The following is an 11,662-nucleotide window of genomic DNA, read 5'->3' on the forward strand; positions in this document are numbered from 1 at the left end:
AAGCCCGATGTGCGCTGGCCCTCATGCCCGAGGGCCAGCGCACATCGGGAACGCAGGCGGGCCGTCCCGCCTGCGGAACCGGCTCAGCCGAGGTGGCTGAAGGCCTCGGCGAGGAGGTCTTCGAGCTCCTTGGCGTGGCGTTTGGCCTGGCCCACGGAGGTGGCAGCACCCGCGGGGCGGGAGACGAGGCCGATCTCCTGATCGAGCTGGGGCGAGAAGTTCATCCCGAAGAACGGCCACGGTCCCTGGTTGGCCGGCTCGTCCTGGGCATAGATGAACTCGGCGTCAGCCGGGTACTTGTCCAGCTCCTCCTGCAGCTTCTCCACAGGCATCGGGTAGAGCTGCTCCAGGCGGACGATAGCGGTGGTGCCGTCGTCGCGCTTGGAGCGGGTGGCCAGCAGGTCGTAGTACAGACGGCCGGAGACGATCAGCACACGCTTGACCTTGGAAGCCTCCACGGCGCTGTCGCCGATGACTTCGAGGAAGGTGCCGCTGGTGAAGTCCTCCACGGAGTTGGCTGCCGCCTTCAGGCGCAGCAGCTGCTTGGGGGAGAACACGATCAGCGGACGACGCGGGCGGGCTGCGGCCTGGCGGCGCAGCAGGTGGAAGTAGTTCGCGCCGGAGGAGGGCATGACCACGTTCATGTTGTCCTCAGCGCAGAGCTGCAGGAACCGCTCCGGACGTCCTGAGGAGTGGTCCGGACCCTGCCCCTCGTAGCCGTGCGGGAGCAGCATCACCAGGGATGAGCGCTGGCCCCACTTCTGCTCCGCGGAGGAGATGAACTCGTCGATGATGATCTGGCCGCCGTTGACGAAGTCGCCGAACTGCGCCTCCCACAGCACCAGGGCGTTGGGGTTCTCCACGGAGTAGCCGTACTCGAAGCCGATGGCGGCGTACTCGGAGAGGAGCGAGTCGTAGATGAAGAACCGGGCCTGGTCCTCGGTCAGGTTCTTCAGGGGATACCACTCGTCGCCGGTATGACGGTCGTGGAAGACCGCGTGGCGCTGCACGAAGGTGCCGCGGCGGGAGTCCTGGCCGGACATGCGGACCTCGGTGCCCTCCATGAGGAGGGATCCGAAGGCTGCGATCTCGGCGAAGCCCCAGTCGATGCCGCCTTCGCGGGCCATCTTGGCCCGGCGCTCCAGCAGGGCTTTGAGCTTCTGGTGTGCGGTGAAGCCTTCGGGGATGTTGGTGTGCACCTCCCCGATGTGAGCCAGCTGGTCCTCCGAGATCGCGGTGTCCTCGGGGCTGCGCTCCGGGGTCTCCGTCTCGTCCTGGGAGGCGGTGGGGGCGAGGTCGGTGCTGGAGGGCCCGCCGCCGGCTTCGACGGTGGCTACCGGCTGGGTCTGGGCGGCGTGGGTCTCGGTGAAGACCCGCTCCAGACGCTGGCGGTAGTCCTGCAGCGCCTGGTCGGCCTCCTCCTGGGTGATGTCGCCGCGTCCCACCAGCGCCTCGGTGTAGAGGCGGCGAGTGGTGCGCTTGGCCTCCACGAGGTTGTACATCTTCGGCTGGGTCATCGAGGGGTCGTCACCCTCGTTGTGGCCGCGGCGGCGGTAGCAGATGAGGTCGATGACAACATCCTTGTTGAACCGTTGGCGGTAACGGAAGGCCAGCTGGGAGACACGGGCGACGGACTCAGGGTCATCAGCGTTGACGTGGAACACCGGCGCCTGGATGGACTTGGCCATGTCGGTGGAGTAGGTCATGGACCGGGCTGCCGAGGGGGCGGTGGTGAAGCCGATCTGGTTGTTGACCACCACGTGCACGGTGCCGCCGGTGCGGTAGCCCCGCAGCTGGGACATGTTCAGGGTCTCAGCGACCACGCCCTGGCCGGCGAACGCTGCGTCGCCGTGGATCAGCAGCGGCATCACGCTGAAGCTGCTCAGGCTGTCGCTGCCCTGGTCCAGGCGGTCCTGCTGGGCGCGCACCACGCCCTCGAGGACCGGGTTGACGGCCTCGAGGTGGGATGGATTGCCGGCGAGGTAGACACGGGTGGAGTTGCCGCGGTCGGAGGTGAACTCGCCGCGGGTGCCGAGGTGGTACTTCACGTCGCCGGAGCCGGTGCCGGCCTCGCGGCCTTCGAACTCGCGGAAGACCTGGGCGTAGGTCTTGCCGGCGATGTTGGTCAGCACGTTGAGGCGGCCGCGGTGGGCCATCCCGATGGCGACCTCGTCCAGTCCCTCGTCAGCGGCCTCGGAGAGGACTGTGTCCAGCAGCGGGATGAGGGACTCGCCGCCCTCCAGGGAGAAGCGCTTCTGGCCGACGAACTTGGTCTGCAGGAAGGTCTCGAAGGCCTCAGCGGCGTTGAGCCGGCCCAGGATGCGGAACTGCTCGTCACGCGTGGGCTTGGAGTAGGAGTGCTCGATCTCCTCCTGGAACCACCCGCGCTCCTCAGGCGACTGCAGGTGCATGTACTCGATGCCGGTGTTGCGGCAGTAGGTGTCCCGCAGCACGCCGAGGATGCGGCGCAGCGGCAGAGAGTCCTTGCCGCCGAATCCGCCGGTGGGCCACTCGCGGTCGAGGTCCCAGAGGGTCAGGCCGTGGGTCTCGATCTCCAGGTCCGGGTGGGTGCGCATCTTGTACTCGAGCGGGTCCACCGAGGCCATCAGGTGGCCGCGGACGCGGTAGGCGTGGATCAGCTGCTGGATCCGGGCGACCTTGTTGACTTCGTCCTCGGGGTTGACCTGGACGTCGGCGGACCACTGGATGGGCTTGTAGGGGATGCGCAGGGCCTCGAAGACCTCCTCGTAGAACCCGTCCTGGCCGAGCAGCAGCTCGTGGATGGTCTTGAGGAACTCGCCGGAGCCCGCACCCTGGATGACGCGGTGGTCATAGGTGGAGGTCAGAGTGATGATCTTGGAGACGGCGAGCCTGTTCAGGGTCTTCTCAGAGGCGCCCTGGAACTCTGCCGGGTACTCCAGGGCGCCCACGCCGACGATCACGGCCTGTCCCTTGGACAGCCGCGGCACCGAGTGGACGGTGCCGATGCCGCCGGGGTTGGTCAGGGAGACGGTGGTGCCGGCGTAGTCGCCGGGGGTCAGCTTGTTGTCACGAGCGCGCTTGACGACCTCGTCGTAGGCTCCCCACCACTCGGCGAAGCTCATCTGCTCGGCGCTCTTGATGTTGGGGACCACCAGCGCTCGGGTGCCGTCAGGGCGGGGCATGTCGATGGCCAGCCCGAAGTTCACATGGGCGGGGGTGATCATGGTCGGCTTGCCGTCGAGGACGTCATAGGTGACGTTCATCTCGGGGTGCTTCCGCAGGGCCCGGATCATCGCGTAGCCGATGAGGTGGGTGAAGGAGACCTTGCCGCCGCGGGTGCGCTTGAGGTGGTTGTTGATGACGGTGCGGTTGTCGATCAGCAGCTTGGCGGGCACCGCGCGCACGGTGGTGGCGGTGGGCACCTCGAGGGAGGCGTCCATGTTCGCGGCGATGGCCTTGGAGATGCCCTTCAGCGGGGTCTTCTTGTCCTCAGCGTCGCTGGTCCTGTCCTCGGGCGCGCCCTGCTTGACCGGCTCGGAGGGGATCTGAGTGCCCGTCTCAGCCTTCCGTGTGGTGGGGGTGGGGGCGGTCGGCTTGGCCTGGTTGGAGGTCTGCTGGGACTCCTTGGAGGAGCGCTGGGAGGACTCCGGCTCTGCAGGCTTGGCGGTGTCCGGGGTGGTCTCGGCCTGGGATGAGCGCTGGTTTCCGGCGTCGGGCTTGGTGTCGGCTGAGGAGGACTTGGACTCGGTGACCTTCTCCTGGGCCTTGGTCTCGCCCTCACCGCTCTTGGCCTCGCCGGCGCTGCTTCCGCCGGCCTGCTTGCTCCCTGCCTCGGAGGCGGAGCGATCCTCGTTCTCCAGCCGTTCGAAGATGGTGGCCCATTTGCGGTCGACCGACTCGGGATTCTCCCGGTACTTCTCATAGATGTCGGCGACCAGCCACTCGTTTCCGGGAAACTCTTCGGCAAGTCGGCTGGAGGTCAGTTCTGGCACGTGGATACGCCTCTTCCCTATCGGCTCGGGGTGCTCCCGGCACGTCGCTGTGCTTTATATACGCGGGCAGGCTCTTCCCACCCGTCTGAGGTGCGTGGTACAGCATAGTGAGTTTCGCCACCCGGATTCCACCGGCGCCGGTATCGTGTGAGCCGATGCGACTGCTGAATACCCCGACTCACGAGCTCACCTACTCCGACGCGTTCCTCGTCCCCTCCTTCTCGCGCGCAGGGTCGCGCTTCGAGGTGGACCTCACTGCCGACGACGGCACCGGCTGCGCGACGCCGCTGGTGGCTTCGAATATGACGGCTGTGACAGGCCCTCGGATGATGGAGGCGATGGCCCGCCGCGGGGGGCTCGCGGTCCTGCCGCAGGACGTCCCGGCGGCGGACGCCGCCGACGCGATCCGCTGGGTGAAGTCCCAGCACCCCGTCCTTGAGAACCCGGAGAGGATCGGCGAGGCCGGCGCCTCCGTCACGCTGACTGAGGCAGACATTTCTGACGAGGCTGGGCTTCGGCGCGCCTTCGAGCAGATGCACGACGCCGGGGCGGACGGCGCCCGCGTCATGCTCGGGGAGGGCGGCGCCCAGCAGGGGGTCCTCACCGCCTCGGGCGCCCTGCGCTCCACGATCTACACCCCGAACCTCGACGCCGAGGGCCGGCTGAGGGCTGCCGCGGCGGTCGGGATCAACGGCGATGTCGCCGCCCGGGCCGAGACGCTGCTGGCCGCGGGCGCGGACGTGCTCGTCGTCGACACCGCCCACGGCCATCAGGCGAAGACGCTGGAGGCGATCGCCGCGGTCCGCTCCGTCATCGGCGCGTACCCGGGCGTGCCGATCGTCGCCGGCAACGTGGTGACCGGGGAAGGAGCTGCGGACCTCGTCGAGGCCGGCGCGGACATCATCAAGGTCGGCGTGGGCCCGGGCGCGATGTGCACCACCCGGATGATGACCGCCGTCGGACGCCCCCAGCTGACCGCTGTGATGGAGTGCGCCGAGGCCGCCCACACCGCCGGTGCCCGGATCTGGGCCGACGGCGGCGTCCGGCACCCGCGCGACATCGCCCTGGCCCTGGCCGCCGGCGCCTCGGCGATCATGGTCGGCTCGTGGTTCGCCGGCACCTATGAGGCCCCCGGCGAGCTGCGCACCGATGAGCAGGGCCGCCAGTACAAGGTGAACTTCGGAATGGCCTCGGCCCGGGCGGTGCAGGCCCGCACCGCAGACGATGATGCCTTCACCCGGGCGCGGAAGGGGCTGTTCGAGGAGGGCATCTCCGACTCCCGCATGTACATCGACCCCGCCCGCCCCAGCGTGGAGGACCTGGTCGACCAGATCACCGCGGGCGTCCGCTCCGCGTTCACCTACGCCGGGGCGAAGACCCAGGCCGAGTTCCGTGAGCGCGCCACCGTTGGCGTGCAGTCCGCCGCGGGCTTCCACGAGGGCAAGCCCGTCCCCAGCAGCTGGTGAGCGCGCCCAGCCTCCCGCCCGATCCCTGCGGTAGAATCCGAGATCCTATGGAGTATCGACAACGCAGCCGGGGGTGCGTCCGCTAAGTGGAGTGGATACTCCTTGGCATCGGCCTTCTGCTGATTCTGGGCAACGGCTTCTTCGTGGCCGTCGAATTCTCGCTGGTCGCCCTCGACCAGCCCACGGTCCAGCACGCCATCGACAGCGGCGACAAGCGCGCCGTGCCGCTCATGAAGTGCCTGCGGTCCCTGTCCACCCAGCTGAGCTCCTGCCAGCTGGGCATCACCCTGAACACCCTGCTGATCGGCTATGTGTTCGAGCCCGCGCTGGGCAGCCTGCTGGCCGGCCCGATGGAGGCGCTGGGTGTGCCCGACGCCGCCGCGGGCGCGGTCTCGCTGGGCGTGGCGATGCTGATCGCGACCCTGATCACCATGCTGATCGGTGAGCTGATCCCCAAGAACCTCGCCGTCGCTGAGGCTTTCCGGGTGGGGCGTCTCCTGGCTCGGCCGCAGATGATGTTCACCGCCGTCTTCAAGCCGCTGATCATTGTGCTCAACGGCTTCTCCAACAAGGTGCTCCACCGGTTCGGCCTGGAGGTCAAGGAGGAGCTCTCCGGCGCCCGCACCCCGGAGGAGCTGTCCTCCATGGTCCGCCGCTCCGCCTCGCTCGGAACCCTGGACGAGGACACGGCGACCTTCCTGGACCGGACCCTGCACTTCTCTGAGCAGACCGCCGCCGATGCGATGACTCCGCGTCCGCGGATGGTGACGGTCGATGCGGAGGCCCCCCTCGAGCAGCTCATCGAGACGGCTCGCCGCACCGGCTATTCCCGCTTCCCCGTCCTCGGCGAGGGCGGGGCGGACGAGGTCCGCGGCCTCGCTCATGTCAAGAAGGCGGTGGCGGTGCCCCGCAGCAAGCGTGAGGGCCTGGTGGCGGCCACAGTGATGACCGAGAAGACGGCTCGGGTGCCGGAGACTCTGCACCTGGATGCCCTGCTGGCTGAGCTGCGCGACGCCCCGCTTCAGGCAGCCATCGTGGAGGACGAGTACGGAGGCACCTCCGGCTTCGTCACCCTTGAGGACGTGGTCGAGGAGATCGTCGGCGAGGTCGCCGACGAACATGACCGCCTGGCCCCGGGCGTGCTGCAGGCCGCCAACGGCGACTGGTTCTTCCCCGGGCTGCTGCGACCGGACGAGATCAACAAGCAGATCCTCGAGCTGGAGATTCCCGAGGACCCTGCCTATGAGACCGTCGCGGGCTGTGTGCTGTTCCAGCTCGGCCGGGTGGCGGCGGTGGGGGACGAGGCCGACGTCGTCGGCGGCACCCTGACCGTCACCGGGATGGAGGGCCGGCGGATCGACCGGCTGCGCTTTGTTCCGGACCCGGAGGCTCGCCGTGCCGCCCAGGAGGCAGCCGCGCAGCGTGCAGCCCGTCTGGCGCAGGAGCGCGCCGAGCGCGAGCGTGAGAAGGCGGGTGAGATGCGGTGACCGGGGATCTGATGGGCCTGGTGTGGCTGGTGGTGCTGCTCGCCGGCAATGCGTTCTTCGTCGCCGGCGAGTTCGCTGTGCTCTCGGCCCGCCGCAGCCAGATCGAGCCCAAGGCTGAGGCCGGCTCCGCCCGGGCGCGCACTGCTCTCTACGCGATGCAGCACGTCTCCCAGATGCTGGCGGTGGCCCAGCTGGGCATCACCGTCTGCTCCCTGCTGCTGCTGATCGTCGCAGAGCCGGCGATCCACCACATGCTGGCAGTCCCGTTCGAGGCGGCCGGGCTGCCGGATGAGGCCTCCTACGTGGTGTCGCTGGTGGTGGCGCTGCTGGTGGTCAGCTTCCTGCACGTGACCTTCGGCGAGATGGTGCCGAAGAACTTCGCGGTCTCCGTGGCGGACCGGGCGGTGCTGATGCTGGCTCCGCCGCTGGTGCTTCTCTACCGGCTGACGATGCCGGTGATCTGGCTGCTGAACACCTTCGCGAACCTGTCCCTGCGGGCGATGAGGGTGACTCCCCGGGATGAGGTGGTCTCCACCTTCACCCTGGAGGAGATGGAGTCGATCCTCAACGAGTCCAAGCGCGGCGGCACGGTCACCGACGACGCCGGGATCATCGCCGGTGCCCTGGACTTCGGCGGCCACCAGGCCGCTGCGGTGATGGTGCCGGTCGAGGAGGTCATCACGGTCCCGGTGGAGGTCACCCCGCAGCAGGTGGAGAAGGCGGTGGGCCGCACCGGGTTCTCGCGGTTTGTGGTGGTCAACGACGACGGCGCGCACGCCGGCTACGTGCACCTCAAGGACGTCATGTCCCTGCCGGCCTCGGCCCTGCGGAGCCCGATTCCGGTGACGGCTGTGCGCTCCCTGGTGAACTTCGACGCTGCGGACGAGCTGGGCGACTGCCTGGCCTCCATGCAGCGGTCCGGCTCCCACCTGGGCCGTGTGCTGGATGAGGCGGGGGAGACCATCGGCATCCTCTTCCTGGAGGACATCTTGGAGACCCTGGTCGGCGAGATCAACGATGCCACTCAGGCCAGGGACTCCCGCCGCCAGCACCGCGTCTGAACAGAGTTGAGAACGAATTGCACTAGGCGTAGGCTCTCCGAATTGCCGATACTGGTTCTCAACTGCAGGAGGTCCTCCTATGCGCACAGTCCCCGCCGCTGCCGTGCTGAGCATTGCGGTGCTGACGCTGACGGCCTGCGCTGATGACGTGCCGGAGCAGGAGGAGCTCCCCCATGACGCCGGCATGCAGGAGACCGGTCTGACCGTGCTCTCCAGCATCGACGTCTACGCCGACCTGATCGACCAGGTCGCCGGCGGCAGCGTGGACTCCCAGGCGGTGGTCGATTCCGTCGCCGTGGACCCCCATTCCTATGAGGCCGCCCCGCAGGACCGACTCGCCGTGGAGAACGCTGACGTCATCGTCGCCAACAGCGGCGGGTACGACTCCTTCATCACCCTGCTCGCCTCCTCCGCCGAGAAGGAGGACGCCGTCTACCAGCTCATCGACGACGAGAGCGAGCACTCACACGATCACTCCCACGAGCACGACGGCGAGCATTTCAACGAGCACATCTGGTATGACCTGGAGCGCATGGAGGAGTTCGTCCTCGACGTCGCCGAGCACCTCGGCGAGGCGGCCCCGGAGAACGCCGAAGCCTACGCTGAGAACGCGGAGGCGCTCGCGGGAGAGATCGGCGAGCTCCACGAGCGGAACCAGGCCCTGGACGCTGAGGGCCGCAGCTACCTGGCGACCGAGGCGGTCTCCGGCCGCCTGCTCGACGACGCCGGGTTCGAGAACCGCACCCCGGAGGAGTTCCTCGCCGCTGTCGAGCACGGCGAGGACGTCTCGCCTCGGCTGTACCAGGACGCCCTCGAGCTCACCGAGGAGATCAGCCTTCTCAGCTACAACCCGCAGACAGAGACCCAGCAGTCCACCCGCATCCGAAGCACGGCGGAGGAGAGCGGGGCGGTGACCCGCGAGTTCACCGAGACCCTTCCTGAGGATGCTGCGAGCTTCCAGGAGTGGATGAGCGCCAATATCGACACCATCGAAGAGGCACTGGCGGAGATGGATGACTGAGCAGACCCCCGTAGTGCGCCTGCAGAACGCAGGAGTGACCTTCGGCTCCCGGCCCCTGTGGCAGGAGCTGAACCTGGAGATCCGGCCCGGTGAGTTCCTCGCGGTGCTGGGCCCCAACGGCTCCGGAAAATCCACGTTCCTCAGAGTCCTCCTGGGCCTTCAGCGGCTCACCGCCGGCACAGCCGAGATCCACGGCAGCCCGGCCCGGCGCGGCTCCTCCCGGGTCGGCTACATTCCCCAGCAGCAGGCGCTGCCCCCGGACACCCCGCTGCGAGCCCGAGACCTGGTCGCGCTCGGCATCGACGGTCATCGCTGGGGGCTGCCCTTCCGGGGGCGCCGCACCCGCGACATCGTCGACTCCCTCATCATGCAGGTGGGCGCCGACGCCTACGCGGACCAGCCGGTGGGGCTGCTCTCCGGCGGCGAGCAGCAGCGCCTGCGGGCCGCCCAGGCGCTTGCCGGGTCCCCGGCTGCGCTGCTCTGCGATGAGCCTCTTGCCTCCCTGGACCTGCACCATCAGCAGGCCATCACCGAGCTGATCCGCCAGCAGGCCGTGGACCGCGGCTCATCCGTGGTCTTCGTGACCCACGAGATCAACCCGGTCATCGAGCACGTGGACCGGGTGCTGTACTTCGCTCGCGGGCAGCACCGCATCGGCGCCGTGGAGGACGTCATGCGTTCCGAGGTGCTCTCCGATCTCTACGACGCCCCCGTGGACGTCATCGAGCACAAGGGCCGTCTGGTGGTCATGGCTGAGCATCTCGAAGGCCACCACTGCCGCCCCAGCGCAGAGAACTCCTCAGCAGAAGGATCCGTCCGATGAGCGCGACGACCGCACCGCAGGCGCACCTGGCGCTGATTGACGGGTTCCGGGGCGCCTACAGCCTCGAGGGCTACTGGGAGCTCCTCCAGCTGGTTCAGAACTCTGTGATCACCGCGGCGGTGCTGGGCCTGATGGGCGGCATCATCGGCCTGTTCATCTCTCTGCGGCGTGCCGGACTGGTCGTCCACGGCATCGCAGAGATCAGCTTCGCAGGTGCTGCTCTGGCCCTGCTGATCGGGATCGACGTCGTCGCCGGCTCTGCGATGGGCGCGGTGGCCGCAGCCACGCTCATCGGCATCCTCAGCATCAAAGAGCGGGACGTCAGTGCCGTCACCGCGGTGATCATGCCTTTCGGCATGGGTCTGGGGATCCTCTTCCTGCACCTCTACCAGGGGCGCAGCGCCAACCAGTTCGGCCTGCTGACCGGACAGATCGTCGGCGTCGACGACATCCAGACCCGCACCCTGGTCACCGGTGCGGTGCTGATCTCCTGCGCGCTGGTCCTCATCTGGCGGCCGCTGCTCTTCGCCTCCGTGGACCCGGAGCTGGCCGCGGCGCGCGGGGTGCGGATCTCAGCGATGTCCATCGTCTTCATGGTGCTGCTGGGCCTCGCCGTCGCGATGAGCGTCCAGGTGGTCGGCGCGCTGCTGGTGCTCTCCCTGCTGGTGGTTCCCGCTGCCGCCGCGCTGAAGGTCAGCCGCCGCCCGCTCACCGTCGTGCTGCTGTCCATGACGTTCGGCGTCGTCAGCGCCGTCGCCGGGATCATGATCGCGATCACCGGAACCATCCCGGTCAGCCCCTACATCACCACCATCAGCTTCCTGATCTACGTGGTGTGCCTGCTCATCGGTCGCCGTCAGAAGGCTGAACGGCCGTAGGCCCCTGCTAAGCCTCTTCCGGCTTCATCTTCGGGGTCTGCTCCTTGCCTGAGCACTTCTGGCAGAGGCCGAAAATCTCCAGAGTGTGCTGCAGGTCGCTGAAGCCGTGCTCGGCGGCGAGCTCAGTGGCCCAGGACTCGACGTCGGGGGCCTCGAACTCCACGGTGACGCCGCAGCGGCGGCACACCAGGTGGTGATGGTGGTCCTCCCGCTCGCAGAGACGAAAGATCGCCTCGCCGTCGTCTGGCCGCAGCACGTCCACGGTCCCCTCGTCCTGGTGGGCCTGCAGGACCCGGTAGACCGTGGCAAGGGAGACCTTCTCGCCCCGGTCGGTCAGGATGCGGTGCAGGTCCTGGGCGGAGACGAAGTCCTCCAGGGAGTTCAGCGCAGCCCAGACCGCCCGCTTCTGGCGGGTGGAACGGCCCTTGGTGGGGGGAGGCGGGGTCTCACTCATGGTGCCAAAAGAGTAACAGTGCTCATCAGCTGGCCGTCCTGCGACGACGCCCGATTAGGGTGGTGGCATGGCGACTGTTTTCAGCAGAATCATCGACGGTGAGATCCCGGGCCGGTTCATCTGGTCCGACGAGACCTGCGTGGGCTTCCTGTCCATCAGCCCGCTGGCCTACGGGCACACCTTGGTGGTGCCCCGCCAGGAGGTGGACCGGTGGACCGACGCCGAGGAGGAGCTGGTCGCGCACCTGACCAGAACGGCGCACCGGATCGGCGCGGCCCAGGTGGAGGCGTTCGGCTCAGAGCGGGCGGGACTGGCGGTGGTCGGCTTCGAGATTCCGCACCTGCACCTGCACGTGTGGCCCTCGAACTCCATGGCGGACCACAGCTTCGCCAACGCCATCGACAGTCCTGACGAGGCCAAGATGGACGAGGCCGCTGAGACTCTCCGCGCCGCCCTGCGCGAGCGAGGCCACGGGGAGAGCGTCCCGGACTGATCCGG

Annotated in this window: 9 protein-coding genes; 7 read left to right on the forward strand and 2 right to left on the reverse strand. The window is 68.2% G+C overall.

The features are described from left to right. Window positions 1-83 precede the first annotated feature (83 nt). Window positions 84-3,974 (reverse strand): multifunctional oxoglutarate decarboxylase/oxoglutarate dehydrogenase thiamine pyrophosphate-binding subunit/dihydrolipoyllysine-residue succinyltransferase subunit, encoded by a 3,891-nt coding sequence (locus tag FWJ47_RS05745; protein WP_211358972.1) that lies wholly within the window; start codon window positions 3,972-3,974, stop codon window positions 84-86. 155 nt (window positions 3,975-4,129) lie between these two features. On the opposite strand from FWJ47_RS05745, the gene FWJ47_RS05750 reads away from it, so the two are divergent. From FWJ47_RS05750 to FWJ47_RS05775, 6 genes are all read left to right on the forward strand, one after another. Next, the gene (locus FWJ47_RS05750) at window positions 4,130-5,440 is read left to right on the forward strand and encodes an IMP dehydrogenase (protein WP_147105353.1); all 1,311 of its coding nucleotides are present in this window, start codon (window positions 4,130-4,132) and stop codon (window positions 5,438-5,440) included. An 86-nt stretch (window positions 5,441-5,526) separates the two neighbouring features. Further along, window positions 5,527-6,927 (forward strand): hemolysin family protein, encoded by a 1,401-nt coding sequence (locus tag FWJ47_RS05755; RefSeq protein WP_147105356.1) that lies wholly within the window; start codon window positions 5,527-5,529, stop codon window positions 6,925-6,927. Continuing rightward, complete coding sequence (locus FWJ47_RS05760) at window positions 6,924-7,988, forward strand: hemolysin family protein (protein ID WP_147105359.1); 1,065 nt, start codon at window positions 6,924-6,926, stop codon at window positions 7,986-7,988. The genes FWJ47_RS05755 and FWJ47_RS05760 overlap by 4 nt, the downstream gene beginning before the upstream one ends. Window positions 7,989-8,067: 79 nt before the next feature. After that, window positions 8,068-9,009 (forward strand): metal ABC transporter solute-binding protein, Zn/Mn family, encoded by a 942-nt coding sequence (locus FWJ47_RS05765; RefSeq protein WP_147105362.1) that lies wholly within the window; start codon window positions 8,068-8,070, stop codon window positions 9,007-9,009. Continuing rightward, window positions 9,002-9,832: a metal ABC transporter ATP-binding protein gene (locus FWJ47_RS05770; RefSeq protein WP_147105365.1), complete on the forward strand. Its 831-nt coding sequence runs from the start codon at window positions 9,002-9,004 to the stop codon at window positions 9,830-9,832. The genes FWJ47_RS05765 and FWJ47_RS05770 overlap by 8 nt, the downstream gene beginning before the upstream one ends. After that, a complete protein-coding gene (locus FWJ47_RS05775) occupies window positions 9,829-10,710 on the forward strand; it encodes a metal ABC transporter permease (RefSeq protein ID WP_170228499.1) in 882 nt (293 codons plus the stop codon). Before FWJ47_RS05770 ends, FWJ47_RS05775 begins: the two co-directional genes overlap by 4 nt. 7 nt (window positions 10,711-10,717) lie before the next feature. Here FWJ47_RS05775 and FWJ47_RS05780 read toward each other — a convergent pair whose 3' ends face one another. After that, window positions 10,718-11,164, reverse strand: coding sequence for a Fur family transcriptional regulator (locus FWJ47_RS05780; RefSeq protein ID WP_147105368.1), 447 nt, complete (start codon window positions 11,162-11,164; stop codon window positions 10,718-10,720). Between the two features lie 67 nt (window positions 11,165-11,231). Here FWJ47_RS05780 and FWJ47_RS05785 point away from each other — a divergent pair, with 67 nt between their 5' ends. Continuing rightward, on the forward strand, window positions 11,232-11,657 hold the full coding sequence (locus FWJ47_RS05785; RefSeq protein WP_147105371.1) for an HIT family protein: 426 nt from the start codon (window positions 11,232-11,234) through the stop codon (window positions 11,655-11,657). The last annotated feature ends 5 nt before the right edge of the window (window positions 11,658-11,662 follow it).

It is taken from the genome of Nesterenkonia populi (assembly GCF_007994735.1).
In the GTDB taxonomy this organism is placed as follows: Bacteria; Actinomycetota; Actinomycetes; order Actinomycetales; family Micrococcaceae; genus Nesterenkonia; species Nesterenkonia populi.

Excerpts from the sequence above, each read along its gene's own strand:
- FWJ47_RS05750 (WP_147105353.1), top strand. The coding sequence starts at position 4,130 with ATGCGACTGCTGAATACCCCGACTCACGAGCTCACCTACTCCGACGCG.
- FWJ47_RS05765 (WP_147105362.1), top strand. The coding sequence starts at position 8,068 with ATGCGCACAGTCCCCGCCGCTGCCGTGCTGAGCATTGCGGTGCTGACG.
- FWJ47_RS05770 (WP_147105365.1), top strand. The coding sequence starts at position 9,002 with ATGACTGAGCAGACCCCCGTAGTGCGCCTGCAGAACGCAGGAGTGACC.
- FWJ47_RS05775 (WP_170228499.1), top strand. The coding sequence starts at position 9,829 with ATGAGCGCGACGACCGCACCGCAGGCGCACCTGGCGCTGATTGACGGG.
- FWJ47_RS05780 (WP_147105368.1), bottom strand. The coding sequence starts at position 11,164 with ATGAGTGAGACCCCGCCTCCCCCCACCAAGGGCCGTTCCACCCGCCAG.
- FWJ47_RS05785 (WP_147105371.1), top strand. The coding sequence starts at position 11,232 with ATGGCGACTGTTTTCAGCAGAATCATCGACGGTGAGATCCCGGGCCGG.